Here is a 25,519-nt window from a genome sequence, read left to right as displayed (position 1 = left end):
TCAATTTTTTCGATTTCAATCTCCGGATACGGTCTTTTAAGAAATTAGCAGAAGAAGTGGTCTTGATGTTCAATATATTTAAGATATTGAAGGCGCAAAGTCTTCTCCTACAGATCAACATTTATATTCTTTATTCCATTCTTTAGAGCTAGAGGACTTGTACAGCTGGCTTAATGATCACTTAGATTCTGTTATAGAATAGATGGATCAATAAGATTAGGTAAATATAAAAGAACAGCTGGAGATCTTTTAAAAAAATAACTTCACTAAAGTCTCCTTCTATGTCTTTAATGCAGAAGAATATACAAACCATACAGGAGAAAAGGTGATTCGAACTGTTCCAAAAGAAGAATTAACAGAACGCTTCTTTTCTTTGAATCACCTCTTAGAAAGAGACGGAAATGTTTATTACAAAGGAAAAATTTTATCCCAAAAAGATCGAGACAAAATAAAAATCCTACTTAACCTTATGTTAGAGAATTAATGAGGAGCGTAAAAACCAGTGGCTTATATCTATCAAACGAAAACTGGTAAATGGGGATATAACGTCAGCCTAGGGATTGACCCTGTAACAGGAAAGCAGCGTCAAAAAACAAAATCTACGTTTAAGACGGAAAAAGAAGCGATTCGTGCTGCTGTCCTTTTGGAGACGCAATTTGAAGACGGGGAATTAAAGACAGAAGCAAAACTGAAAGTGTCCGCCTTTCTTCCGGAATTTTTGACTTGGTATGGACATCATGCTAAAGAAAGCAGTGTTCGTGCTCGCCATATTGCTTTAGAGAAATCAACGGATTTATGGCAAGATACACAGCTCCGGCGAATTACAAATCAGCATCATCCAACGTAGCTTTTCGTGTTAAGTATTTCATACGAGAAGAGGGAAAACCCTTATTTTCCTGTGCAAAATCTTAAAAGAAAGGAAGAGGAGAGATTAAGTAGAGAAGATAATCGCATCAAAATCTGTGGAGCCATATAAAAAAACTGCCCGTCATAATTGGCAAGGCAGCTTTAAAATGTACGAACGATATTTTGATGGAATAAATAGATTTTGCAGATTTTTGGCCAGAGAATATGGCACACAAAAAATTGCAAATATTTCGGACAAGCATCTAACAAAATACGTGAATATATGAAAGTGCAAGGATTCTAAGCAGCCTCCATGGCTCTCTTGTTTATCTTGCTTAACTATTCGACCATGTACTGACCTATATCCTCTCTTTCTGAACTCGTCTAACTATTACAAAACATCTAGTTTGGCCACAATGGCCACGAGGATTTGAAGTAATGCTTGGATATTTACGGCTAAGTCTGTGTCAGTTGTTGTAACTTTTACATGCTTTGACCCTTCAATGACCGTTTTTTGAGTATTTTGCTGCTCCGTCTTCATGAACTGCTTGAGATCTTGAATGACGCCTTTACTTTGATCCGTATCACCAATAGTGATGCTGATGACGACAGCGATAGCTGCCTGGATTCCTAGTTGCAAAGATAACGCTGCTTGCGTATCTGTTGTTTGGACCTCCACATCTTCAGAATCTTTAACGATGATCCATTCGAAGGACTTCTGTTCAGTAGCAGCTGACTGATCCGCTTCCTGCAAAACGTCTGCATCGTTTTCATTACTGTTGTTATCCCAATGATCCAATGCTCTCCACTTTTTCTCACTCATGTTATTCACCTCTCTCAATTTTTTAATAAAAAAAGGGCTTTTGATTACAAAACGTCTAATGTAGCCACTAATGCAAGCAGCACTTCTAGGAGTGCCTGAATGTTGACAGCCAAGTCTGTGTCAGTTGTTGTGATAGTGACGTCTTTTGAATTTTCAATAAGAATTTTCTGTTTGTTCACTTGCTCAACATCAAGTTGTTGGAGAAGTTCTTGCGCTACAGTTTGGCCTTCATCTGAATCGCCAACAGTGATGCTGATCACTAAAGCAATGGCTAGCTGCAAGCCCACTTGAAGAGAAACGGCTGCTTGCGTGTCTGTTGAATGAACTTCAATATTGCATGAATCTTTAATCCATACTAGTTCATCGGATTCTTGGTCGATGAAGGAATTCTGATTACCATCCTGCAAAACCTCTGCATCATCGCGCATATTCTCGTCATCTTGTGCACCCTGCCGATTTTTGTTCTGACACTTCTTACAGTTGCACTTCTTCTCAGTGGACTCGTTCTCGTCCTGATATTTTGACATAGTCCTAATAAACCTCCTTTTTCATGTTATACAATACCGTATGAGGTCATCAGTCTTTAGGTAACGGCGTATGTAACTGTTTCAAAAAAAAATAAAAAACCGCCTATAAACAGGCGATTTTAGAAAACAAAATATTTATTTTGAATCCTTTTGTTTGGAGGACGGCTGTTTAACAAACGAGTCCACTTGCTTAGCCAGATCTTCTACTAATTCTTTAAACACTTGTTTCTGTTCGTCTGATAACTTTTGTTTGGCTTTCTCTATATTGACCCCGTTTTTTTGAAAGGTATTACTTACAAGCAAATCAATGACTTTGTCGGAAAGTACTTTTGGACTTTTAGGTGAATCACTCATCTATACCACTCCCTTTCTTGATATTCACTTCATATCAATGTATGCAGTTATCCGCCAGGAGGAAACGGGAGTAGTTTTTTTTTTACCATCTTTATGCCTTGAGAAATGGTCTTGCTGCCTTCTAAAGAAGAAATACTTCCTTTAAACGAATCAATGGCAAATAGCACTTTCATAAGGAGCACCTCCTTTATCTACCTTGAGAATAAGTAAAGAGATGAAATTTCAGAATTAAATTTTGAAGCGGTTGGTACAAGCATTGAAGCAAGATGGGCATGAATTCCTACTTTATCCGCAATAGAGAAGGTTTTGTGTACCATCTTGCACCTCAATAAATTTATTGTTTGCTTCATAATTTCCCATACGGCGGTTTAGATTTAGAAGGGTCGAAAAACAATATATTTTCTCGCTATGAGTTTTTTTGATTAGGAAGAAATTAAAAAAGCGCCAAACCCTGATAAATCAAGATTTGGCGCTTTTTCGGGGGATGATATTACATCATGCCTGCACCAGCTGGTTCTGGCTTGTCTGCTACAACAGCTTCTGTTGTTAAGAACAGAGCTGCGACAGATGCTGCGTTTTGAAGAGCATAGCGTGGTACTTTCATTGGTATAGTCACGTTTCATTAGTTTCTAGGAAGGTATAGACTACTTCACAATTTTTTATTTATGTAAGGAAATAGTATATCATTTCATAAAAAAGAAGGTCATCATAAATATATTTGGACGTAGGATCAAAGGTGATTTTATTTGAAAAAAGTCTACACCAATGTAGGCTTTTTTTCATACTATATTTTGGGGGTGAAAAAATGCCAAGAGTAGGTTACCGAAGTTCGGACGTTGAATTAATGGCAAGGATGATGAGAGCAGAAGCCGAAGGCGAAGGAAAACAGGGAATGTTATATGTTGGAAATGTAATTGTTAATCGTCTTAAAGCAAATTGTTCAGACTTTAACAATTTAAGAACAATTCCCCATGTTATTTATCAAATACAAGGAAGTAATTATTCTTTTGAAGCTGTTCAAAAAGGTACTTTATTTTATCAGAAAGCTAGAACTGCTGAAAAAAGATTAGCAAAACAGAATTTGGATTATTGGAGACAACACCCAGCGAAATATGCTCTTTGGTATTTCAATCCATATGCTCCATGCCCTCCAACATGGTACGGTCAACCTTTTTCTGGTCAATATAAAAATCATTGTTATTATGAACCAGCAGCTGGAACATGTGATAATGTTTATAGTTAAGCTTACTCTTTGAGTAAGCTTTTAACCTTTCCAACACAACATCAGGCGTTCTTTATCTGTATGTGACAATTTGCCGATATACTTTAACAAGTTACTAAACGCTTTGCTCAACTCCCCACCGAACGCTTGTTTTTACAGGGATTATAACAACAACTCGGATAGGCATCAAATATCAACAATGGCCTTTAACAGAGACATCCATGCTAATAAGATTCGCACCATGGCGCATGAAAAAACGTCTTTTTAGAAGGATATTTTCAGGGTAGCCTTTCGAAAAGGGCACAATTGAGGGGCAGTTTCTTTCGGAAATTTATAGGGATATAGATTGGTGATTTCGAAACTAAGCAATGGAAGCCCCTCAATATACAAACACAGTAAGCGGAGGGTGATATGCTTGAGGAAGCTTTACATTATATTGCTAAGAAACCTAGAAAAGGAGAAGCAGGATACCATGTTCTCACTTTTGAAGGTACACAAGAAGAATTTCTCGAGTTGTTTGAGGAAATCACTCTTCCTGCATATGGCTGCTATACATTTAATATTGTACATATCAAGAAAACCAATATGTACCTTGATGGCCTGAAAAGGAAAGGCAGAAAAAAAGAATTTAGAGTTACCATCAAGGATGTCTGATTTCTTTTTGTTGAATTATCAATGTCATCCAGCAAATCCTAAAAGCGAATCCTAGTTCAGTGTGACTGAACAGAAAAAACTAGTCTAGAGGGTTAAAGAGTATATATGCACGGTAAGATAAAAACAGAATTTTATTCATACGTACAACACACGCAAAAACTCTGTTCATTGAGATGATTTTAAGTATGTCGCTAAAGTATTTGTACATGTAGTACAACCTCATTCTCGATGCAATAACTCCCAAATTCCCCAAGTAAGTTTTCATAATTCTTGATGTTGGTCTTTGTTGTGTTCTTGAAACGTCTGTCATCCAAAAAGTCTTGATACGCAAATTTCAGCAACAAAAAAAGACTACCTCCTTATTTTCAGGAAGTAGTCTATACTTTAGAAAAAATTGATTTACGTGACCAGTTCTCATTTTGGATGAAAAGCAGCCGTAACTGCTTTCCAAAATGAGATGGTGGATGATGCTTTAAAACGTTGTGTTCAACGCTTTATATTACATCATGCCGCCCATCACGCCGCCTATAAAATTAAAGGAAATATTTTTAAAGAATGGCTTTGAATCAACGTTTTCCGATTTTGTTTTAAATGAGATTAAGCCAAAATGAAAAGTACTATGAGAAAAAGTATGAATTTGAATACGTATTTATAAAAAGGGAAAACTAATACTATTAGCACTCCATGTATACACAGCTAATGCACGCAGAAAAGCCGAGATTTTTTCTCGGCTTTTTTAAACACGATAACAGCTTCCGCCCCTATACTCCCTATAATAATACTACGATATATTCAAAGTAAGACAATTCGGATAGTTGTTTTTTGCCCAGTAATTTTGTAATAAAGAAAAGCCCCGACACGAATACAAGACCTCGGTCTATACTAACTAACCATTTTGGCAGTGTTTCCTACCTTCGCAAAAGAATTAAAATTCTTCTTTCTTTTTCACAGACAAAAAAGGCTGGCTAAGGTAACCAGCCTTTTTTGGTGATTATTGTTGTTTATATTGAGGTTCTTCTTGCAAAATTTGCTCGATGCGCGGAGAGAAATTATCAATAATCGTCTGTGTTTTTTGAGCAGCATCCTGATAAAGTGTTTTTGCCTGTTGATTTTCGGTGCCAAGCGCAAATGTTTCGAAACTCGCCTGAACGGTTTTGAGTCCAGCCATTGTTTGTTTTACGTCACTGATAACGGTCATCGCTTATTCCTCCTTGTGTTTTTTTTAGAACGGTTTTAGGATGACCAGAATGGACCTTTTTTATGTTTTTTAAATTTATCAAGATTGCGAAAAAGGCTCAATACACATCTTTACTCTTTTTGATCCATGTAAAGCTGTTTCATGTCTATATTTTTGCAGCAAAAAGGAAACACCTATGTTACTCCCTCCAAAATGACGCCTGGACTCTTAGCGGGTGCTGCTTTTTTCACTATCCAGCTTCCTATGGATAAAAAACTTTTCATTGGTTAATTTAAAAATGGTCATTACTTTGAGGAGGAATAACAGTGAAAAAAATAAGCATATTAGCGGCAGCTTCCCTGGCCATTTTCTCGTTAATGGGATGTAATAATAATCAAGATGAAGAAGCAACGAACAAGGATAACAATAATGGAGCAGAAAATGTCGTCCATGAAGAGAATAATGACACAAACGATACTGACCTGGATCATAACGATCAAACACGGTTTGAAGCTGCTGAAGAAGCTGCCGATCGCGTAGCTGAATTAGACGAAGTAGACAGTGCAAACGTAATCGTTGCAGACCAAACGGCATATGTAGCTGTCGTTATGAGTGATGGGAAAAATGAAGAAGTAACAGAGGATATAGAGAACAAGATTGCCGAACACGTAAAGTCTTCAGATCCAGCTATTCAAACGGTATATGTATCCGCCAATCCGGATTTTGTAGACCAAATGAAGGACTATGGTCAACGGATTCAGGAAGGCGATCCAGTCGGAGGCTTAGTTGATGAATTTAGCGATATGGTTCGAAGAGTATTTCCTGATGCTCATTAAATAAAAGAAACATGTTCTAAGAACGGCCAAAGAGAGAGGGCGGAAAGCACCGTCATCTCTTTTGTAATAACATTATCCCTCCTGTTAACTTATTCAAAACGCCTTATTACAGATGTTAATTTCTCACATAAATCCTCGTATTAGTTTAATGAAGCAGGCTTCCAGCAATTACAGAAATAAAAAACAACGGGATAATAAATTAGAGCATGGAAAATAATACCTCTAATAACCAGCCTTCTGTGTCAACATACTAAAAACGTTTGGTCAGTCTTTTCAAAACAGTGTTATCGAAATCAAATAAAAGGAAGGGGAGTTATTTTCATGAATAATCGTAATGGGATGCTTTCTTCATTATTTACTTGGGTAACAATGGCGGCGGCTATTTTTGGACTCGCAAGAGGAATGCGCAATGGAACCTTCCAGCCGTTCCTGCAAACCATTCGGAGTTTCATGAGTGGATCTGCAGCCCAACAAATTCCACAGGCCGTGCAGGGAATGATGAATGGGCAGGCCGCGCAAAACATGGCACAGCCCCTCCAAGGGATAATGAATAACCAAAGTTCCCAACAGCAATCATCCAACCAAAAACCGAACAATATGAAACAAAGTATAACCAATCCGAGCAATAATAAATCAAATTAAAGCAGCTTAGCTTATAGATATGGCCTGTATCAAGGCCGTTCTATAAGCTTTTTTATTTTTTTAGTTAAGTATTCACCTTTCTCTTTTTATCCATACTAATCACAATGTAAAGAGAAGGGTGAAGTCATGATACGCAAAATTGTTATATCCGTTATTCTTTTCATATTCATGATCGCTGGTCTATGCTGGTATTTTTTAATTACGCCTACAAAGTCCGACGCTTCTATCCTTGGGAAGCTTGTCACAATTCAACCATGAAAATGATTGGTCTAATCGTATGTGGAAAGCAATCGGATTAAACAATCAATTTACGGCAAATGAATTGAAGTACTTTATTCAAAAGGATCAATTACCGCCCTTTACGCTGGCCTACTTCCCCGATATGGACCACCAGCTTCATAAAAATGGGCCAAAGGAGCGTAAAGGAATTGAAGAAATGGATAAGCAGCTACAGATGATCTTGAACACCTATCCTTCATGGGAGGAAGCGATTCAAAAGGCCGTCTGGATTGTACATGGTGACAGCGGGCAATCTGCACCGCAGCAAGGCGCTGATCGATGTAAATACGTTATTAGATGAATACACGTTTTGGCAACCGGATGAATCATTTGACAAGCAGCTTGCTTTAGCTGTCAATGAACGTATGGCGTACATTTATCTACAAGATGAAACGATTAAGCTCTCTGATATTTCATCAAAGTTAAAAACCGATTCCAGGATTGGGTTCATTGCCTGGAAGAAGGGTGAGATCAGTTATGTAACGGCGGCAGGATCCGATAAGCCTTTTACTTTTTCACCTAACGGCCCATACACAGATCCGTACAGACAATCCTGGGAGCTGAATGGAGATCCTTCTATTTTGGATTTGTTCATCAATGAACAAAATAAAATTAACTACGGTGACTATCCGGATGCCCTTGCTTCTTATTTATACAAAAATATTTTCACATTATCGGCATCATCCATGGTCACTAATAAAATATCCTTTATTTTTGCCTTGGCTGTTACCTTCAGTTTGTTTTTTCAGCCAAACTTAGTCTCTATCGCTTTTGTTTAATTCATCAGTCTTTTTTCCTTCTTTAATAACCGTCCTAGGAAGAGAAAATGGTTTTGTCATCAACAGGTGTCAGAGTTGGTGTTTAAAAAAAATGAAAAGCCTACATCAGGTTATGAAAGAAAACATACGATGAAAGGTGCTAGTTATTTGATTGGAATCTGGAAATTTTAAGAATGAGGTGATTTTTCTTTAGGTTACTATACTCATGAAGAAAAAACGCGATGATGATGACCAGAAGAAAAAACGCCACCATCCGTAAGATAGGTAGTTGCTTAAATAAAAAGCATCTTGATTCTGTACAGGATCAAGATGCTTCTTGGTTTTCTGAAGGTTTATTTTTCCTTGTTGAATAATTTTATACAGGTTGCTCAGCGCAGCAATTCGAATTGTTTTTCTTTGATAAGCTTTTGAAGTTCCTTCTCTTGTATGCATATATGTGCGGGAACACCTTGGCATAAATAACGGAATTCAATAATATCGTGATCTATCATGTGTTCCCCAACGATTCTTAACCCTCGCCGGTTCATTTCTTTTCTCAATTCTTTCAACTGTTTTAGGGCTTGAATCTCTTGATACTGATTAGCTGATGAATAGACTTTTTTCATTTTTATATTCGATTTTTCAGCCTCTTTTCTTTCACTCTGCAGGCTTCGTATTGTTAGATTGTTTATGATATAGTCGTGAACGATTTTTCTGTCTTCATCTGTAATGGTTATCATGATTAGCCCCCCTTAAATGCGGAAAAATGTCTATTTTCTTCATTAATGATTTTCTTGCAGATGCGGCACCAAAAACTCTCCCGTTAATTAGTCTTTCATAACTTAAAGATTCTTTCTCAAAGGAGATATTCCTTTCAAAAAAATGAATTTTTTAAGTTATTTACTAGGAAAACAGAGGTTTATTAATTTATGTCTAGCAGCTATGCGAAATAAGTTAATAGCAAAATAAATTTTACTTTTCACACTAAGAAATTGATCGTTATGACAGGCAAAGAGAGCTGCCGAAAAATACGGAGAGCCCTTTCTACAACCAGAACCATACTGAAATCAGGATTGCTTTCTTTAAGACTTCTTGCCGTGATGTACAATGAGATTCGACTATGCTCTATATGCTGCTGTTTATGGAGTATCCCTTTTTACCGCATATTAGTAAGAGAAATTATCTGCACCTCCATCATCACTATGCTGGCACAACGGAACCTGCTCCTACGGGAGTACCCCATACTCATCGATACTTTACGGTTACTTCCTTTGATGATGGACACGAACACGAAATCCGTGGGGTGACTGAAATCCGTGGGGTGACTGGTCCTGCTATCCCCCTGCCTGATGGCAGACATTATCATACCTTTCAGGGAATAACGACTGTTAACTGCTCTCATCCCCATTCCCACAAATATAGCGGCAACACTAGCGTTTGAAACTCCGAAAAAGCTGTCGGATAGTCCGACCGACAGCCTTTCACTAAGGGGTGTATTTCACTATAATTGCGCCATCATCAGTATCTGCCTGACTGCCCTCCGTAAGGATATCCTCCGCGCCCAGGATAATAGGGGTAACGTGGATATGGCCGATAATACGGCGGATATGGGTAATAGTATGGTGGATATGGCTGATAATACGGCGGATATGGATAATATGGCTGTCTTGGTCTTGGTCTTGGATAAGAATATGGCATTTGCACTTCCATTGCATCATCTACATGATCACTGTCACTTAATGACGAGAACTGTTCTTCAGGGTGAAAATCCTTCAAAGTAAAAGCCTCCCCTTACGTTTTTCACTTCTCCATCATCTTATTCTATTTCTCCTAATGTGGTGTAAAGGGAAAAGGGGAAAAAAATTGAGGCAAAGTTTACTGAATGGTTCTTTTGTTCTATTTCCCTTGGATTTGCTCTATAAAGATTTATACACTCCTCTGGTCATTCTCATTTAGCTTTCTTGACGAACACATGCATAATGTAAGCCAGCGCATGTTTAATATGGTCACTGAATAACCTTAAAGTAAATTTCATTTATTATTTAAGGGGGATAAGTGATGGATGCTCTTTTCGTAAGCAGATCTTTAGACGAAATACGGTTTTGGTCCAGAATCATGAAAGAGCATGCTTTATTTTTAAGTCTCGGGTTTACGTATGAGGACAAAGAACTGATCGAGGAAGCAAAACAATTTATTAGAGTATTTGAACAGATTGAACAACAATTGAGCACATACACGATTCATACAGATCCCCAACTAATTAAAAAATTTAACAGTCAGGTTTATCAAGCCGCTGCGTCCATTTGGGCATTTAAACGTAAGGTACTGGGATTGATTTTACGTTGTAAAATCAGGTCAAACAACTACGCACTATTAGTGGATCATACAAGTCGTGAAGCTGCCTATTTTGCTAAGCGCTTAAAAGAATTAAACGAAGGTAAATTAAAACCTTTACCTGAAGCGATTATTAAGGAAAATGTATTTTTCCTTAAAATTATGGCTGATCATGCCAAGTTTATTGGGCATTTACTTGATCCTTCCGAAAGAAAATTAGTAGAGCAGGCACGAGAGTTTAGTTATGATTTTGACCAACTGCTTTACCAGGCGATTGATTTAGATTCGATGAGTCCACAATCCGAAACAAGACCAATCTTAAACCAATTCCTGGATGGGAATCGGGTTTCCGTAGTCTCTTTACGAAATTTCAAGAAAACAGCCCGGGATTTAATCGAGGAATGTAAAATTAAAAGCAATATTCATCCTCTACTGGCCGATCATGTTTTCCGTGAAGCCGAAAGGTTCTTGCATATCATTGATATGTTTGAGGCCAGTCTTAAAAAAGCAAATTAACACAGATTATAAAGCCATTTAAATAAAAAAATGACTGTCGGTGACAGTCATTATATACATATGGAAAATCGGAAAGGTACATAAATCGTACTTCAGTGTTTGAATATTAACCACTAGTTTAAAAAAATAGATAAAAATCACTGCGAAAAACAAGCATCAGGCACTAATACTAACTGAAATCTTCAAAAAAATTTTTGGGGCTTCTCTGCCTTTATTAATTCATTTTACAAGCCAAATAAAGCATAAAAAAATTAATTTTTTACATTTTTGCCCATACCCTTAAAGAAATTAATCTTCTCCTTTTAATAAAAATACTTTCCCTAAATGGACTAGATTAAGTGTCGTAAACAATTTAATTTGGTTCTACATGCACATGGACTTCAAAGACATCATAAGAAAAGGACTGGAGATGTTGAAAATGAGATTTGGAGTGACGTATCAAACATCAAAACAAGTGGGAAGTTTGTATATGCCTGTTGGACCAGATCGATATGAAATTGTAGAAATAAATGCCGGTATAGGTAAAGCACCGGAGGAATTAATAAAAAAAGAAATAGGCGTTAGAGTAGAAAATAATCCTGAAAGTGTTTATATATATGCAGTCGAGGTGTTGCAACCTTAAAGCTAAAGGAAGTGTACATAACAGTTTTCATACAACTGCACTAGTGCTTGATCATTAGAGAAACATAAAGGTTTCCCGAAGGACTTTTTCTTTTTAATTTCAAATATCCCAATGCAGCATAAGGGTATTTTGCTGCATTAGAACTATGCACTAAAAACAGGCTTCATCCCTTATATATCAATGGATTAAGCCTATTTTTGCTTGAATACCATTTTCTGAATACAACGCATTAAATTTATATGTTGTATTGAATAAAACATATCGTATTGATTTAATAATCATAAACCTTTTCATTTTCGAATAGTACAGTTTTTATGCATAAAAAGAAGCGGGTTTAATCCGCTCTTCCTTATTATTCGTCCCTTAGACAAATACCAATATCCACCTGTTTTTTTATGTCATCCGGCAATCCTGAACTCTCGATACATTTAAAAATGTTTCCCGTAATATTGAATTAGCTGCCAGCAAATCAGCCGATAGAGCATCCGGACATCCAACTCCATTTTGACAGGCTGTCACGACTCCATCTAAAGGAGTTGTAGCGGCCACTCCAGCGAGATACGCACACTCGTAAATTACTGCCTGCTTTTCAGGCGTTACATTCGGATAATCAAAACCCGCATAAATTCCCACTATATGATCAATCCAATTCACTCCACATGGAAACCTAAGCCCCAAAAATTCAAGTATTTTTTTTCAGGCAGGCTATAAACGATTCTTCTAATCAAGTTTTCAGCTCCTAGCAACTCTACCACCTCCTATTATTTTGATATACTATAATTTATTCCTAGAGCCTGTAACACGATTGAGCGATCAACTCGCATAAAGGATATACTGTACTTTGCTGAGATTCCCATTTGAATTGACTGTTCGTTTTGACTGATCTTTCTGTTTCGTTTTCCGCAAATAGGCTGGAAGTTTAGATTCGAATTTTTTCGCACATTAGGCTTTGACTTCTTCTTGTGTCCATTGCTGCTCAACCACTACTGATCGATAAGCCATCTCATTGTCCCTCTCCCATTCTCTTTCCTGTAAGTTCCTCAAACCACTCTTTGTCCTTCGTAAGAAGCGCCAGATCAATAAGCGCTGTTTTATCCTGCTTTTCATCCAACAATCTGCCAAGGGGTTCAAGACGATGCTTCTCAAATAGCAGCCTCGTTGGCTTTGTCCATTTCACTTCGCCGTTTTTGAGTCTGGCGACTCTCACTATTTCAATTTGAATGCCGGAATAACCGATGTGACTGACATATCTGATGACTGTAACGTCCCCAATTTTGACTTTCTTCCACGCTCCGATCTCCAAGGCTGTCACCCCTTTTTTTGAATAAGCAAAACACAAACCTTATTAGGGATAAAAAGGCGGTAAATTCATAGATTTTCTAGACTCTGTCATTGCGGTTCCTGCTGTCTTAGTACTAACACAGCTGATAAAAATCTTTTTTAAACCTCCTAAACCATTCATTCCAACAATAGTGCTGGTAATCGGCTTATTAATTTCAATATTTATAAGCCACATAGATCATTTAGTTGCCGGCTTAGTTATGGGATGGTTTTATGGTTATGCAGCCATCAGTTCCTAAGCTTCTTTAAAAACAACGATCCTGTCTTATCTAAAAAAAGTAAGACATAAATAATATGCGAAAGTTCACTATTCAGCGAACTAAATGTCATTTTCTCAATCGTTGCTTCATATGATGAATTTAGCCGGATACCTCCATTGCTCTTATTCAGAAATTTTCGAAGTAACTATTCTCGGCTGGAATAGTTACTTTTTTCCAAAATTATCCTTCGAACCTTTACTATTCTATCTTGCAAATTCCCATTACTGTTCGTGTAAACCTAAGATCACCGCTTCCTCCCCCACTCCCCCTGTTTATATTTTATTACCGTTACTCCCTGCCCGATCGTCTGTTCAAGCAATTTCCGACGGAGCGAAAATCCCTTGAAGCTGGTCCGCCTCTAACATCGACAATGACCCAATCTCCCTCTGAAAACTGCAAGGCTGTCACCCCTTATTCAGTTTTTGAACGCCCTTTTTGTGATAGTTAGCAATTTGGACGCACTATTGAATAAAAAATTAAAATCTTGATAACTAACTGGAACATCCTCTTAACTAAACTTCAGGTATATTAACGGCCTAGGTTTAACGCATAAACTGTAAATCTCTCAAAATCCTTTTCTTTATCACAACGCAGCATTTTCCACATAATATTATAAGGAGATCGTCCTCATTACATTTCAGGAGGGAGTGCATTGAGCAAACGTCATCTAAGGGTTGTTCAACAGGAAGATTCTTCGCTGTCTTCTGCAGTAAATGCATCTAAACTCGATGTTGTTGTTTCAGGACTTGTAACCTTTGCTGACGCTATCGCAGCACTTTCCGCGCTAATGGCTTTGGATGCCGTAACAAACAGCGACTCTCAAGATCAATCCAATTCCGAACCACTTCAAAAGCAGTTAGCAGCAATGAAAAAAAAATTGATTGCTTAACGAAAGAAATCTCTAAAAGACAGTAAACATTTAGCTGCTTCACTCATTTTATTGATTTCTCCACTTAGCTCGGGTCTATTTCATATTCCTCCCGGGCGCCTCTTCAGGTGATTTTTTAAAAATGGAGGTGGTTTTTATGGCGATGTTGATTGACGTATCAACATCACAACATCAATTAAAACTTTTTAATGGAAACAGACTCATAAAAACGTATTCGATTGCAGTTGGTAAAATCTTGTCACCCACACCTTCTGGAACATACACAATTATCAATAAACAGCTTAATCCGGGCGGACCATTTGGCGTGCTTTGGATGGGATTGTCAAAACCTCATTATGGGATACACGGAACAAATAACCCAGCTTCAATTGGCAAGAATGTCTCACATGGATGTATTAGGATGTTTAATCATGATGTTCTAGAATTGTCATCTAGCGTTCCAATTGGTACTAGGGTTTTTATTCATAAATGACTCTGTTAATCCCCTCTCTACTACATGTTTTAGCTCAACTTTTTCATTTTATTTGCATAAGCGATTCTTAAATGGCGCATAATGATTTCGGCATTACAAAATGGCACTTTTAAAATGTCCACCTCAATTTAGCAGGCAGGTCCTTGCCTGACTGCTTTTTTGCACTAAAAATCCTGCAATAGGATAAATGATAATCAATAAGAAGAAAGGAACGGTTAGTTCATTCTTCTTACTTTACATGCTGGACGTACTGTTGAATAAAATTTCGAAATTTCAATATGATATCATTAAAAAAGGATGATATCTCACTGGATTTCCTCACAATCTCAACTCCTGTTCTTATAAAGAAAGCACTCTCTGAAATCAAAGAGCGCTTTTTTGTCGTTATTAAATCAATCCATCCAGCCATCCCAATAGTGGCTGCAATACCAGCAAAATCAGGTAAGCAACAATCGCAATATAAGCTGTGCTTTTATGTTTTTGCTCTTTTTATGCTCATCACTGACTACAATGTACATCAAGGCTGTTTTCTACATGAATTTCAATCGGGGGATCAATTTTAAGAAGAATAAGAAGCAATTCATTTTCTAACTATGAGTTTTTTTAAATTTAAAGAAAATAAAAAAGCGTCAAACCCTTATAAATCAAGGTTTGACGCTTTTTCGGGGGATGATATTACATCATGCCGCCCATTCCACCCATGCCGCCCATATCCGGCATGCCCATTCCGCCAGCTCCAGCTGGTTCTGGCTTGTCTGCTACAACAGCTTCTGTTGTTAAGAACAGTGCTGCGACAGATGCTGCGTTTTGAAGAGCGTAGCGTGTTACTTTCGTTGGGTCGACGATACCTGTATCGATCATGTTGACCCATTCGCTTGTTGCTGCGTTGAAACCGATGCCGATTTCTTCGCGTTTCAGACGGTCGATGATTACCGAGCCTTCAAGACCTGCGTTGTACGCGATTTGACGGACTGGCTCTTCAAGGGCACGAAGGACAATTTTCACGCCTGTTGCGACATCGCCTTCGCCTTCTACTGCGGCTACTTTGTTGTATACGTTCACGAGCGCTGTACCACCACCGGATACGATACCTTCTTCAACCGCTGCGCGTGTTGCGTTCAAGGCATCTTCAATGCGTAGTTTGCGTTCTTTTAGTTCTGTTTCTGTTGCTGCGCCGACTTTGATTACCGCTACGCCACCCGCTAGTTTTGCAAGGCGTTCCTGCAGTTTTTCACGGTCGAATTCAGATGTTGTTTCTTCAAGCTGCGCGCGGATTTGGCTGACGCGGCCGCCGATGTTTTGTGAATCGCCAGCGCCCTCAACGATCGTTGTGTTTTCTTTTGTCACAACGACTTTAGAAGCGCGGCCAAGCTGTGTGATATCTGTTGTTTTCAGTTCAAGACCAAGCTCTTCTGTGATCACTTCGCCGCCTGTTAAGACTGCGATATCTTCAAGCATTGCTTTACGGCGGTCACCGAAGCCAGGTGCTTTAACAGCTACTGCGTTGAATGTGCCGCGTAATTTGTTTACAACAAGTGTTGCAAGCGCTTCGCCTTCTACATCTTCAGAGATCAATAAAAGCGGTTTGCTTTGCTGAACAACCTGCTCAAGCACTGGCAGGATTTCCTGGATGCTTGTAATCTTTTTATCCGTAATCAAAATATACGGATTTTCAAGGACCGCTTCCATTTTGTCAGAATCTGAGATCATGTATGGAGATGCGTAGCCGCGATCAAATTGCATACCTTCTACAACGTCAAGCTCTGTTGTGAAGCCTTTTGATTCTTCGATTGTAATAACGCCATCGTTACCAACGCGCTCCATTGCTTCTGCGATCAATTGGCCAACTTCTTCGTCAGCAGATGAAATCGCCGCAACTTGTGCAATCGATTCTTTGCCTTCGATTTGTTTTGAAATAGCTTTTAGCTCTGTAACAGCTGCTGCAACTGCTTTATCCATACCTTTACGGATGCCGACAGGGTTTGCGCCTGCTGTTACGTTTTTAAGACCTTCACGAATCATCGCCTGCGCCAAAACCGTTGCAGTTGTTGTACCGTCACCGGCTACATCGTTTGTTTTGCTTGCTACTTCTGCTACAAGCTTTGCACCCATGTTTTCAAATGCGTCTTCAAGCTCGATTTCTTTCGCAATTGTCACACCGTCATTTGTAATAAGCGGCGAACCGAATTTTTTCTCCAATACGACGTTGCGTCCTTTTGGTCCAAGCGTTACTTTTACGGCATCTGCAAGCTTGTCTACACCAGCAAGCATTGCGCGGCGTGCGTCTTCACTGAATTTAATATCTTTAGCCATTTTAAAAGTGCCTCCTTTAAATTAATGATTCTATTAGTCGTTTCGTTTCATGTATAGGGGATCAAAGGCTAACTACGCCGCGTCCTGCGGCAGCGCCTTTTTAACCCACTTCGTGTGGGTCTTAGCCGATAATAGCTAAAATGTCGTTTTCACGGAGCAGCAAGTAATCTACGCCTTCGTATTTCACTTCTGTTCCTGCGTATTTTGAGAAGATGATGCGATCGCCTTCAGCAACTTCTAGTGCTACACGCTCACCGCTGTCAAGAACACGTCCTGTTCCAACTGCCACAACTTTGCCTTCCTGTGGTTTTTCTTTTGCTGAATCAGGAAGTACAATTCCGCTGGCTGTTTTTTCTTCAGATTCTACCAGTTCAATTACTACGCGGTCACCTAGTGGTTTTAACAAGTGAAACCCTCCTCAAAAATGGTTAAATAAGTTTTATTAGCACTCTACTCTAATGAGTGCTAACACAAGTATTATCATAAAGGAAACCGTATCTCGTTTGCAAGCGTAAAGCTAAAAAATTTTCAGACTGCTTATTTGAAGCGTGTTCTGTTCAATAGTACAATAAGAACAGGATGCCCATTTGAGGGCTTTGATCTTAATAAAGGGGTTTTTTTGTGAAAAAAGAATATGGGTTTATTTTAATCACGTATATCTTGATGCAACTCTCCGGTATTGCCGGGGGACCGCTTCTTTATAAAACTGGCGTGGCGCTTGGGGTCGAACCCATCCGAATGGAAACGCTTGTCCCAGGATACTGGACGGTGATCAGTTTTTCGCTGGCGACGCTCATTATCCTGCTTATTTTATGGCGGTCGACGTACAGAAATGATATTGAGCGCCAGAAACCTGTTCCGCTTCATTTCGCGGCGCTCTGGGCTATTCTTGGTGTATTCATGGCTTTTGCCGCTCAAATCATAGCCAGTAGCATCGAAACAAGACTCGGCATCCCACAAGGCTCAGAAAATACGCAGGACATTATTGAGCTCGTCAAAGGTGTGCCACTAGTCATTTTGGCGGTTGCAGTCTTCGGTCCTATCTTAGAAGAGATCGTCTTCCGCAAAATTATTTTCGGTTCGCTTTACAACCGGCTGCCGTTTTTCTTTGCGGCGCTTATTAGCTCGCTTATGTTTTCTGTGGCGCACGCGGAACTCGAGCACACGATATTATATGCGGCGATGGGCTTTACATTCGCATTTCTTTACGTGAAAACAAAAAGAATTATCGTGCCGATTGTAGCGCACGTTTCGATGAACACGTTCGTTGTGCTTATACAGTATGTATTTGCGGACGAGATTCAGGAAATGATCCGAAAAGCGGAGAAAATGGAACAAATGTCGCAATGGATCAGATGGTTTTAAGGAGGAGAAAATGTGCAGTCGTATTTCACAAGAGGCATCTTTTTTAATATACTCGGCATCTTTTTCGTGTTTCTCGCGATTCAAGATGTGAACAACAACGAGTTCGGTTTTTTCACATACTTGCTTATTCTGCTGGCAACGATGGATATCGGCACCGGCATCCGTCTCATGTTTACACATTTTAAACTGAAAAATAAGCAAAAATAAAATCCGTCCAGTTTATTGGACGGATTTTTCATCTTGCATTGCTGCACGGGCTTCTGCCTGCTGCGCTTTTTTGAAGCCGATTTTCGAGACAAAAATGCTCACTTCATACAAGATAAACAGCGGCATGCTCACGATCATATGCGAAATGATGTCAGGCGGTGTAATCAGCGCTGCAATAACGAGTAAAATAAAATACGCATAACGGCGGATCTGGCTTAAAAACTGCGGTGTCACAATGCCAAGACGCGTTAAAAACAGCGTGACAACCGGCAGCTGAAACAAAAAGCCGAACGGAATAGTCGTTTGAAATAAAAACTGGAAATATTCATTAATGCCAATAACCTGCTCGATATTTAAATCCCCGGACAGCTCCATCATAAAATGAATGATATAAGGGAATAAAACAAAGTAGGAAAAAGAGAGCCCGCCAAGAAACAGCAGAACGGACGCCGGGATGTAACTGAGCGTGACCCGCCGTTCTTTTTCATGCAGGCCCGGGCTTACAAATGCCCAGAGCTGATATAAAATAACCGGCGACGTTAAAATAATGCCAATTACAAATGCCATTTGAAAATAAATTTTCAACGGATCGGTCACGCGAAACGCATTCATTGTTAATGCCGCCGCTTCATCGGCATGCTGCAAGTAATGAATGATTGGCTTCGCGAAAACCAGCCCGGCAATCACAGCAATAAAAAAGAAAACGACGACAATCACCAGCCGTTTTCGAAATTCTTCTAAATGTTCATATATCGTCATGTCCTGCTGACTCATTTGTCAATCATCCTAACATTACTTGGACTCTTTTTTGTCCTCTGTCTGATCGTCATCATCATCGGCTAATCCTTTTGTTGAGTTTTTAAACTCACGCAATGTATCACCGGCTGCTCGTCCGAGTTCCGGAAGTTTTTTCGGTCCGAAAATCAAAAGCGCTGCTGCGCCGATTACAACCATGCTGCCAACACCTACCATTGGCACACACCTCCCTTTTCCTTATCATAACTGATTTAAGTCCTTAATTCCATGATCATTTTTCGACAGATTCGTCCGGATAATTTTTCAAAAAATACACAAGCGACTGCAGCTCAATCGCCAGATCGATGTGATGAACGCGGATTTCCGGCGGGACATTGAGCCGAGCCGGGGTAAAGTTTAAAATCCCTTTAATGTCCGCCGCCACTAACCGATCGGTAATCGGCTGCGCTGCTGCTTGCGGAATCGTTAAAATCGCGACAGGTACATTCAAATCGGACAGTGTCTTTTCGAGATCATCCATATGGTGAATCGACACATCACCAATTTTTGTGCCAACTTTGCTTTCTTCTACATCAAATGCGACTTGAATTTTCGTATTGTTGTTTTTCAGAAAGTTGTACTTTAAAAAAGCAGTCCCTAAATTCCCAACGCCAATAAGCGCCACATTGGTTACTTCATCTTGATCAAGCGTTTTTCGAAAAAAAGACAATAAATAGCTGACATTGTAGCCATAGCCTTTTTTGCCCAGCGCACCGAAATACGAAAAATCCCGCCGGATCGTCGCCGAATCCACTTTAACTGCCTCACTTAATTCCGCAGATGATACCCGCTGTTTTCCAGATGAGTGCAGGTTTTGGATAAACCGATAATATAAAGGCAGACGCTTCGCCGTTGCCTGTGGTATTTTCATAGAATCATTATTCATTTTCTTCCCTCCAACGTGATACCGCTTCCATGTTTCTTTTTACGGCCTAATACAATCATAAATCTTTGTATCGTTTTTCACAAGAACTGCTTCTTTTTCATTGCCGGGAGCGCGGACCTCAAGTAAAGTGTAGAGTGAGGTGAAAAACATGATTCTTCTGCAAGTACAGCAGCTTTCGAAATATTATGGAGCTGAACTTATTTTATCGAATATTAAGCTCGAGGTGCAAACGGGAGACCGGATCGCGCTCGTCGGCCGCAATGGCGCCGGCAAATCGACGCTATTAAAAATAATTGCCGGACAGCTTTCTCATGAAGAAGGCGCCATTATGAAACCAAAAGATGTGACAATTGGCTACCTGGCGCAAGATACTGGTCTTGAATCCGATTTGTCCATCTGGGACGAAATGAACAGCGTTTTTGACAACTTGCGTGACATGGAACAAAAACTGCGGGCGCTTGAAGCGGATATGGCCAACCCGGATGTATACAGTGACACGGCAAGGTACAATCAAGTCATGACTGCCTACGATCAGCTGCAAAACGAATTTAAAGAAGCAGGCGGCTATCAATACGAAGCAGACTTGCGCTCGATTTTACACGGCTTCCGTTTCCACGATTATGATTATAGCACACTTATTTCCACATTAAGCGGCGGACAAAAAACACGTCTTGCCCTTGCTAAGCTGCTACTCACAAAGCCAGACATTTTAATTCTCGATGAACCGACTAACCATCTCGATATCGATACCCTTTCCTGGCTGGAAAACTATTTGCAAGGCTATTCAGGCGCGATTCTGATCGTTTCCCATGACCGCTACTTTCTGGATAAAACCGTGAACCAGGTATATGAGGTCTCCCGCCATAAAATCCGCAAATTCACCGGTAACTACAGCAAATATTTAACGCAAAAAGCCGAGCAGTTTGAACGGGAAATGAAACAGTACGAAAAGCAGCAGGGAGAAGCCGCAAAGCTTGAGGACTTTATTCAGCGCAATATTGCCCGGGCATCTACAACAAAAAGAGCCCAAAGCCGGCGTAAGCAGCTTGATCGTATGGAGATGATGGCACGTCCGGACGGCGACGAAAAACCGCCTGGTATGCTTTTTGACATTAATCGGCAAAGCGGAAACGAAGTGCTGAACATTGATCAAGCAGCGATCGGCTACAATGGCGAAAAAATTGGAATGGATTTGTCCTTTTCCGTTACACGAGGTGACAGCATCGCACTCGTTGGACCGAACGGTGCAGGCAAGTCGACATTATTGAAATCCATTACCGGTGCCCTCCCGCTGATTGACGGCCGTATTGGGCACGGTGCCGGCGTCGAAATCGGCTACTATGATCAGGAGCAGTCTCATTTAAACCGAAAAAAAACGGTGCTTTCAGAGCTGTGGGATGACTATCCGGGCACATCAGAAAAAGATATTCGTTCTATTCTCGGAAGCTTTCTTTTTTCAGGAGATGATGTGCTGAAACCCGTTGCCGCCTTAAGCGGCGGCGAAAAAGCCCGGCTTGCACTAGCAAAGCTGACGATGCAAAAAGCGAATTTTCTTATTCTCGATGAACCGACCAATCATTTGGACCTCGACAGCAAAGAAGTGCTGGAAAATGCCCTGATTGATTATCCAGGAACACTTTTGTTCGTGTCTCATGACCGTTATTTTATTAACCGGATTGCCACAAAAGTGATCGAACTCGACAAAGAAGGCGTCACCGTCTATCTCGGCGACTATGATTACTATGTTGAAAAGAAAACTGAACAAGAAGAGCTGGCCGCGCTTGAATCTGTTCAAACTGTTGCGAAGGCTGCAAAACCAGCGGCCGCTGATTCGTATAAAACAGATAAAGAACAGCGAAAAAAAGACCGGCAAAAAGCGCGGCGCATTGAAGAGATTGAAATAGAAATTGGCGTGTACGAAGAAAAAATAACCGAAGCGGAAGAGCTTCTTTGTCTGCCGGATATTTATGAAGATCACGAAAAATCACTGGCACTTCAGCAGCAGCTCGATGAAGCGAATAAAGCGATCGAACAATTAATGGATGAATGGGAGCAATTGCAATCCCATTAAGTGAGAGGCTATCCACAGCCTCTCTTTTTTTATCCACAGAAAAACAAAGAAAATTCTGCTATTTGCAAGGGTTTCCACAGTTTTATACACATTACCCACAGGATGTGGACCATCTTATCCCCCTTTATTCACAAAAAAAAGAGGCATTCTCTTTAGAATGCCCATTGATTAAAACGTTTCAATATCTAAACCAGGATCACCATTCATGTCCATCCCATCCCGTTTCCCTTGCTCAAATAAGATTGTTCCCGCTGCCGCGATCATTGCTGCATTGTCCGTACAAAGCAACAAAGGCGGAATGACGAGCTGCACCTCTTTCAGTTCACTAAAAACCGTTTCAAGCGATGTACGCAGCCCTTTATTGGCCGCAACACCACCTGAGAGCAGTACTTGCTTGACATTGTATTCTTTTGCGGCACGAACCGTTTTTTCCGTCAGCACTTCAACGACACTCGCTTGAAAGCTGGCAGCCAGATTTTCCGGAATAATAACTTCTCCCCGTTGTTCCGCATTATGAACCGTATTAATAACGGCTGATTTTAAGCCGCTGAAGCTGAAATCATAGGATCCTTCTTCTAAACGGACACGCGGCAGCCCATAGGTATCCTGTCCTTCCGCTGCCAGACGGTCAATATGCGGCCCCCCCGGATAAGGCAGATGCAATGTACGCGCGACTTTATCATATGCTTCTCCCGCCGCATCATCGCGTGTTTCTCCGATCACTTCAAACGATCCATGTTCCTTCATATACACAAGCTCCGTATGACCGCCTGACACGACGAGCGAAAGGAGCGGGAACGTCATTTCTTTCACAAGCCGGTTGGCATAAATATGTCCGGCAATATGATGAACACCGATCAGCGGCAAATTATGAGCAAATGCAATCGCCTTTGCCGCATTGACGCCGATTAACAAAGCACCGACCAGTCCAGGTCCTTTCGTTACAGCAATTGCGTCCATATCACTGAATGTTAATCCTGCCTGTTCAAGTGTTTTATTGAGCACCGAAATAATCTGCTCTACGTGATGACGCGATGCAATTTCCGGCACGACGCCGCCAAATCGTTTATGACTTTCAATTTGTGACGATACAACGTTTGACACAATCTCAGTGCCATTTTTCACGATGGCCGCTGCCGTTTCATCACAGCTTGTTTCGATCCCAAAAATATATGTGTCTTTTTTCATCATAAATTCACCCACATTACTAAAGCATCTTCTTGATTGTCGGTATAGTACTGCTTCCGGATTCCACCCGGCTGCAAACCGAATTTTTTATATAATGTCATCGCAGAAATATTGCTGACCCGAACTTCAAGTGAAAGAACGGACCCTCCATATCCCCTCGCTTTTTCGATCATAAAGCCAAGCAGTTCGCTGCCACAGCCTTTCCCTCGAAACTCAGGCAAAATGGCGATGTTCGTTATCTGCACTTGATCGTACACAACCCACATACCGCAATAGCCCACAATAAGGCCGTCCTGTTCAGCCGTGTAATAATGGGCATATTGATTAATCGCGATTTCCCGTTCAAATGCTTCTTTCGGCCACGGAATCGTAAAGCTGGCCAGTTCTACTTCAAGTACAGCTGGAATGTCTTCTATGACCATTGGTCGAATGTGCAGATCACTCACCGCCATTCGTCTTCTTTTCATTCGCTTCTAGCCATTTTGCCTCCGCTTCGGCCAGACGCGCATAATTCGGCACCACTTCTGCCGGATTGTTCTCTGTTTCTTTTCCGAGCGTTAAAAGAGCAGCCGGGCGTGTGTAAGGCACGGCTTTTCCGGCAAATACAGCCGATTCACCCATTTGTTCCGCAATTGTTTTTTCATGCAGAATGCTTTCCTGGCCGACAAACAGGATTTTTTCATTTTGCTGAAGCAGCTCTTCGCACCAATCCGTTACTAACACATTTCGGTCTTCAATCATCGTTTCTACTGTCCCATTTGATAAACGGTATAAACCAGTAAACACTCGGCCCCGCCGCGCATCAAATATTGGACAAACAAGCCCGTCAATAACCGGTGCTGACGCCGCTAACGACGCAAGACTTGAAACAGCAGCAATCGGAATATTTAACGTCCACGCCAGCGTTTTTGCAATCGTGACACCAATGCGGACACCTGTATAAGAGCCGGGACCATTAGCGACAATGATTTTTTCTAAATCTTCCGGTTTTATCTCCACATCGTTCATTAATGACTGAATAGCAGGCATGACCCGAACCGAGTGATTTTTTTTCACGTTTGTCACCTGCTCAGCCAATATGACATCCCCGTCTGCTAAGCCAATCGACAATGTATAAGTGGATGTATCAATCGCTAACGTTTTCAATCGTCTTCACCTTCTCAAGAACGCGGTCATATCGATCCCCGTTTACTGTTAATTGTATTTTGCGCTGTCCTTCCACACCTGTGTGGAAAAGGTTAATTTGTATATACTCTTCCGGAAGCTGATCAGCAATTAAATGCGCCCACTCCACAACGGTAATGCCATTTCCAAAAAAGTATTCATCGAATCCTAAATCTTCTTCGGATTCTTCCCCTAATCGATACACATCCATATGGTAGAGGGGATAAATTCCTTCATATTCTTTAATGATGGTAAACGTTGGACTGTTCACGTTTTTTGCTACGCCGAGTGCCTTTGCTAAATGCTGTGTAAATGTTGTTTTCCCCGCTCCTAAATCACCTTCAAGCAATATGACGTCTCCTGGAAGAAGAACAGATGCGAGTGTTTCCGCAAAGCAATTTAAGTCCTGCAAATTATTCATAATCCATGTATAAGAGGATGTCATCTATCTACCTTCTTTCCTCGAAAAAAAACCTTAGGATAGTGATGATCCTAAGGTTTCTGATTATATTGTTATTATATCGAATACTTGTGTAATCTAAAAGTAAATGGCGGTCCGGACGGGACTCGAACCCGCGACCTCCTGCGTGACAGGCAGGCATTCTAACCAACTGAACTACCGGACCAAACGATTGCGGGGGCAGGATTTGAACCTGCGACCTTCGGGTTATGAGCCCGACGAGCTACCGAGCTGCTCCACCCCGCGACGATAAAAATGAATATAAATATTTGATTCACAGCCAGGCGGCGTCCTGCTCTCACAGGGGGAACCCCCCAACTACCATCGGCGCTGAAGAGCTTAACTGCCGTGTTCGGGATGGGAACGGGTGTGACCTCTTCGCTGTAGCCACCTGACTATGAAGTTTGAAAGAAGTATTCTTTCAAAACTGGATAAAAGCGTTCATTGTATGGGCATAAAAAACCGGTTTTCTTACGTTGTCCAGCTTCAGGCAGCCAAATACGGCTGCCTGAAGCTTT

Annotated in this window: 34 protein-coding genes, 2 tRNA genes, 1 rRNA gene and 1 pseudogene; 17 read left to right on the top strand and 21 right to left on the bottom strand. The window is 40.5% G+C overall.

Annotation, left to right across the window (positions count from 1 at the left end; genetic code table 11):
- Positions 1–502 precede the first annotated feature (502 nt).
- Entirely contained in the window at positions 503–847 is a 345-nt protein-coding gene (locus VQ00_RS16740; protein WP_046181268.1) for an Arm DNA-binding domain-containing protein, read from the top strand.
- 390 nt (positions 848–1,237) lie between these two features.
- On the opposite strand, the gene VQ00_RS16735 is transcribed toward VQ00_RS16740, so the two are convergent.
- The 5 genes from VQ00_RS16735 to VQ00_RS19565 form a co-directional block, all read right to left on the bottom strand.
- The gene (locus VQ00_RS16735) at positions 1,238–1,669 is read right to left on the bottom strand and encodes a spore coat protein (protein ID WP_046181267.1); all 432 of its coding nucleotides are present in this window, start codon (positions 1,667–1,669) and stop codon (positions 1,238–1,240) included.
- Between the two features lie 44 nt (positions 1,670–1,713).
- Positions 1,714–2,196, bottom strand: a complete 483-nt coding sequence (locus tag VQ00_RS16730) for a spore coat protein (RefSeq protein ID WP_082091636.1) — start codon at positions 2,194–2,196, stop codon at positions 1,714–1,716.
- 135 nt (positions 2,197–2,331) lie between these two features.
- Complete coding sequence (locus VQ00_RS16725) at positions 2,332–2,550, bottom strand: hypothetical protein (protein WP_046181266.1); 219 nt, start codon at positions 2,548–2,550, stop codon at positions 2,332–2,334.
- 47 nt (positions 2,551–2,597) lie between these two features.
- A complete protein-coding gene (locus tag VQ00_RS19270; RefSeq protein WP_245618144.1) occupies positions 2,598–2,723 on the bottom strand; it encodes a glycerate kinase in 126 nt (41 codons plus the stop codon).
- Positions 2,724–2,741: 18 nt separating this feature from the next.
- On the bottom strand, positions 2,742–2,867 hold the full coding sequence (locus VQ00_RS19565; protein WP_172645600.1) for an HPr family phosphocarrier protein: 126 nt from the start codon (positions 2,865–2,867) through the stop codon (positions 2,742–2,744).
- 488 nt (positions 2,868–3,355) lie between these two features.
- Between VQ00_RS19565 and VQ00_RS16720 the strand changes: the two genes are divergently transcribed.
- Both VQ00_RS16720 and VQ00_RS16715 read left to right on the top strand, forming a co-directional pair.
- A complete protein-coding gene (locus VQ00_RS16720; RefSeq protein ID WP_046181265.1) occupies positions 3,356–3,793 on the top strand; it encodes a cell wall hydrolase in 438 nt (145 codons plus the stop codon).
- Between the two features lie 390 nt (positions 3,794–4,183).
- Positions 4,184–4,426 carry a hypothetical protein gene (locus VQ00_RS16715; RefSeq protein WP_046181264.1) on the top strand — a complete coding sequence of 81 codons (243 nt, stop codon included), beginning with the start codon at positions 4,184–4,186 and terminating at the stop codon, positions 4,424–4,426.
- Between the two features lie 991 nt (positions 4,427–5,417).
- Here the strand turns inward: VQ00_RS16715 and VQ00_RS16710 are convergent.
- Positions 5,418–5,624, bottom strand: a complete 207-nt coding sequence (locus VQ00_RS16710) for a DUF1657 domain-containing protein (RefSeq protein ID WP_046181263.1) — start codon at positions 5,622–5,624, stop codon at positions 5,418–5,420.
- Between the two features lie 305 nt (positions 5,625–5,929).
- Between VQ00_RS16710 and VQ00_RS16705 the strand changes: the two genes are divergently transcribed.
- The 4 genes from VQ00_RS16705 to VQ00_RS17840 all read left to right on the top strand — a co-directional run bounded on the left by VQ00_RS16705 (position 5,930) and on the right by VQ00_RS17840 (position 8,139).
- Complete coding sequence (locus tag VQ00_RS16705) at positions 5,930–6,439, top strand: YhcN/YlaJ family sporulation lipoprotein (protein ID WP_046181262.1); 510 nt, start codon at positions 5,930–5,932, stop codon at positions 6,437–6,439.
- A gap of 321 nt (positions 6,440–6,760) precedes the next feature.
- Complete coding sequence (locus VQ00_RS16700; protein WP_046181261.1) at positions 6,761–7,081, top strand: hypothetical protein; 321 nt, start codon at positions 6,761–6,763, stop codon at positions 7,079–7,081.
- Positions 7,082–7,319: 238 nt separating this feature from the next.
- Positions 7,320–7,661 carry a hypothetical protein gene (locus VQ00_RS18735; RefSeq protein WP_156154111.1) on the top strand — a complete coding sequence of 114 codons (342 nt, stop codon included), beginning with the start codon at positions 7,320–7,322 and terminating at the stop codon, positions 7,659–7,661.
- Positions 7,591–8,139, top strand: coding sequence for a hypothetical protein (locus VQ00_RS17840; RefSeq protein ID WP_172645599.1), 549 nt, complete (start codon positions 7,591–7,593; stop codon positions 8,137–8,139). Before VQ00_RS18735 ends, VQ00_RS17840 begins: the two co-directional genes overlap by 71 nt.
- Positions 8,140–8,507: 368 nt before the next feature.
- Here VQ00_RS17840 and VQ00_RS16690 read toward each other — a convergent pair whose 3' ends face one another.
- Entirely contained in the window at positions 8,508–8,858 is a 351-nt protein-coding gene (locus tag VQ00_RS16690) for a YhjD family protein (RefSeq protein WP_046181260.1), read from the bottom strand.
- 452 nt (positions 8,859–9,310) lie between these two features.
- Between VQ00_RS16690 and VQ00_RS18315 the strand changes: the two are divergent.
- The 4 genes and pseudogenes from VQ00_RS18315 to VQ00_RS16675 form a co-directional block, all read left to right on the top strand.
- Positions 9,311–9,559 (top strand): annotated as a pseudogene (locus VQ00_RS18315) (YmaF family protein); the annotation flags it as partial.
- A 145-nt stretch (positions 9,560–9,704) separates the two neighbouring features.
- Positions 9,705–9,899, top strand: coding sequence for a hypothetical protein (locus VQ00_RS18730; RefSeq protein WP_046181259.1), 195 nt, complete (start codon positions 9,705–9,707; stop codon positions 9,897–9,899).
- A gap of 277 nt (positions 9,900–10,176) precedes the next feature.
- Entirely contained in the window at positions 10,177–10,968 is a 792-nt protein-coding gene (locus VQ00_RS16680) for a DUF2935 domain-containing protein (protein WP_046181258.1), read from the top strand.
- Positions 10,969–11,386: 418 nt separating this feature from the next.
- Positions 11,387–11,590: a hypothetical protein gene (locus VQ00_RS16675; protein WP_046181257.1), complete on the top strand. Its 204-nt coding sequence runs from the start codon at positions 11,387–11,389 to the stop codon at positions 11,588–11,590.
- 393 nt (positions 11,591–11,983) lie between these two features.
- On the opposite strand, the gene VQ00_RS18725 is transcribed toward VQ00_RS16675, so the two are convergent.
- Both VQ00_RS18725 and VQ00_RS16670 read right to left on the bottom strand, forming a co-directional pair.
- Positions 11,984–12,244, bottom strand: a complete 261-nt coding sequence (locus tag VQ00_RS18725; protein WP_172645598.1) for a hypothetical protein — start codon at positions 12,242–12,244, stop codon at positions 11,984–11,986.
- 349 nt (positions 12,245–12,593) lie between these two features.
- Positions 12,594–12,893 (bottom strand): IDEAL domain-containing protein, encoded by a 300-nt coding sequence (locus VQ00_RS16670; RefSeq protein WP_046181256.1) that lies wholly within the window; start codon positions 12,891–12,893, stop codon positions 12,594–12,596.
- Between the two features lie 950 nt (positions 12,894–13,843).
- Here VQ00_RS16670 and VQ00_RS16665 point away from each other — a divergent pair.
- The 3 genes from VQ00_RS16665 to VQ00_RS16655 all read left to right on the top strand — a co-directional run bounded on the left by VQ00_RS16665 (position 13,844) and on the right by VQ00_RS16655 (position 15,115).
- On the top strand, positions 13,844–14,080 hold the full coding sequence (locus tag VQ00_RS16665; protein WP_046181255.1) for a hypothetical protein: 237 nt from the start codon (positions 13,844–13,846) through the stop codon (positions 14,078–14,080).
- 136 nt (positions 14,081–14,216) lie between these two features.
- On the top strand, positions 14,217–14,552 hold the full coding sequence (locus VQ00_RS16660; protein ID WP_046181254.1) for a L,D-transpeptidase: 336 nt from the start codon (positions 14,217–14,219) through the stop codon (positions 14,550–14,552).
- Between the two features lie 278 nt (positions 14,553–14,830).
- A complete protein-coding gene (locus VQ00_RS16655) occupies positions 14,831–15,115 on the top strand; it encodes a hypothetical protein (protein WP_046181253.1) in 285 nt (94 codons plus the stop codon).
- A 112-nt stretch (positions 15,116–15,227) separates the two neighbouring features.
- On the opposite strand, the gene groL is transcribed toward VQ00_RS16655, so the two are convergent.
- Together groL and groES are read right to left on the bottom strand one after the other, a co-directional pair.
- Positions 15,228–16,865, bottom strand: coding sequence for a chaperonin GroEL (gene groL / locus VQ00_RS16650; protein WP_046181252.1), 1,638 nt, complete (start codon positions 16,863–16,865; stop codon positions 15,228–15,230).
- 121 nt (positions 16,866–16,986) lie between these two features.
- A complete protein-coding gene (gene groES, locus VQ00_RS16645; protein WP_046181251.1) occupies positions 16,987–17,271 on the bottom strand; it encodes a co-chaperone GroES in 285 nt (94 codons plus the stop codon).
- 215 nt (positions 17,272–17,486) lie between these two features.
- Here groES and VQ00_RS16640 point away from each other — a divergent pair, with 215 nt between their 5' ends.
- A complete protein-coding gene (locus VQ00_RS16640) occupies positions 17,487–18,230 on the top strand; it encodes a CPBP family intramembrane glutamic endopeptidase (protein WP_046181250.1) in 744 nt (247 codons plus the stop codon).
- Positions 18,231–18,242: 12 nt separating this feature from the next.
- Complete coding sequence (locus tag VQ00_RS16635) at positions 18,243–18,437, top strand: YdiK family protein (protein WP_046181249.1); 195 nt, start codon at positions 18,243–18,245, stop codon at positions 18,435–18,437.
- A gap of 12 nt (positions 18,438–18,449) precedes the next feature.
- Here the strand turns inward: VQ00_RS16635 and tatC are convergent, their stop codons facing one another.
- From tatC to VQ00_RS16620, 3 genes are read right to left on the bottom strand one after another with little or no spacing between them, the layout of a single operon-like run.
- Positions 18,450–19,211, bottom strand: coding sequence for a twin-arginine translocase subunit TatC (gene tatC / locus VQ00_RS16630; RefSeq protein WP_046181248.1), 762 nt, complete (start codon positions 19,209–19,211; stop codon positions 18,450–18,452).
- Between the two features lie 18 nt (positions 19,212–19,229).
- The gene (locus VQ00_RS16625; RefSeq protein WP_156154107.1) at positions 19,230–19,415 is read right to left on the bottom strand and encodes a twin-arginine translocase TatA/TatE family subunit; all 186 of its coding nucleotides are present in this window, start codon (positions 19,413–19,415) and stop codon (positions 19,230–19,232) included.
- A 49-nt stretch (positions 19,416–19,464) separates the two neighbouring features.
- Positions 19,465–20,118, bottom strand: a complete 654-nt coding sequence (locus VQ00_RS16620; protein WP_046181246.1) for a redox-sensing transcriptional repressor Rex — start codon at positions 20,116–20,118, stop codon at positions 19,465–19,467.
- A gap of 148 nt (positions 20,119–20,266) precedes the next feature.
- Here VQ00_RS16620 and VQ00_RS16615 point away from each other — a divergent pair, with 148 nt between their 5' ends.
- Entirely contained in the window at positions 20,267–22,189 is a 1,923-nt protein-coding gene (locus VQ00_RS16615; RefSeq protein ID WP_046181245.1) for an ABC-F family ATP-binding cassette domain-containing protein, read from the top strand.
- A gap of 168 nt (positions 22,190–22,357) precedes the next feature.
- Here VQ00_RS16615 and tsaD read toward each other — a convergent pair whose 3' ends face one another.
- The 7 genes from tsaD to rrf form a co-directional block, all read right to left on the bottom strand.
- A complete protein-coding gene (gene tsaD / locus VQ00_RS16610; RefSeq protein WP_046181270.1) occupies positions 22,358–23,377 on the bottom strand; it encodes a tRNA (adenosine(37)-N6)-threonylcarbamoyltransferase complex transferase subunit TsaD in 1,020 nt (339 codons plus the stop codon).
- Positions 23,377–23,829, bottom strand: a complete 453-nt coding sequence (rimI, locus tag VQ00_RS16605; protein ID WP_245618145.1) for a ribosomal protein S18-alanine N-acetyltransferase — start codon at positions 23,827–23,829, stop codon at positions 23,377–23,379. The genes tsaD and rimI overlap by 1 nt, the downstream gene beginning before the upstream one ends.
- Positions 23,816–24,523 carry a tRNA (adenosine(37)-N6)-threonylcarbamoyltransferase complex dimerization subunit type 1 TsaB gene (tsaB, locus tag VQ00_RS16600; RefSeq protein ID WP_046181244.1) on the bottom strand — a complete coding sequence of 236 codons (708 nt, stop codon included), beginning with the start codon at positions 24,521–24,523 and terminating at the stop codon, positions 23,816–23,818. The genes rimI and tsaB overlap by 14 nt, the downstream gene beginning before the upstream one ends.
- On the bottom strand, positions 24,504–24,986 hold the full coding sequence (gene tsaE / locus VQ00_RS16595) for a tRNA (adenosine(37)-N6)-threonylcarbamoyltransferase complex ATPase subunit type 1 TsaE (RefSeq protein WP_046181243.1): 483 nt from the start codon (positions 24,984–24,986) through the stop codon (positions 24,504–24,506). Before tsaE ends, tsaB begins: the two co-directional genes overlap by 20 nt.
- Before the next feature lie 104 nt (positions 24,987–25,090).
- Positions 25,091–25,167 (bottom strand) — tRNA-Asp (locus VQ00_RS16590).
- A 6-nt stretch (positions 25,168–25,173) separates the two neighbouring features.
- A tRNA-Met gene (locus VQ00_RS16585) sits at positions 25,174–25,247 on the bottom strand.
- A gap of 33 nt (positions 25,248–25,280) precedes the next feature.
- Positions 25,281–25,396, bottom strand: a 5S ribosomal RNA gene (gene rrf, locus VQ00_RS16580).
- Positions 25,397–25,519 lie beyond the last annotated feature (123 nt).

It is taken from the genome of Domibacillus tundrae, assembly GCF_000970675.1.
Classification (GTDB): Bacteria; Bacillota; Bacilli; order Bacillales; family Domibacillaceae; genus Domibacillus; species Domibacillus tundrae.
This window is presented reverse-complemented; position numbering and strand designations above follow the sequence as displayed.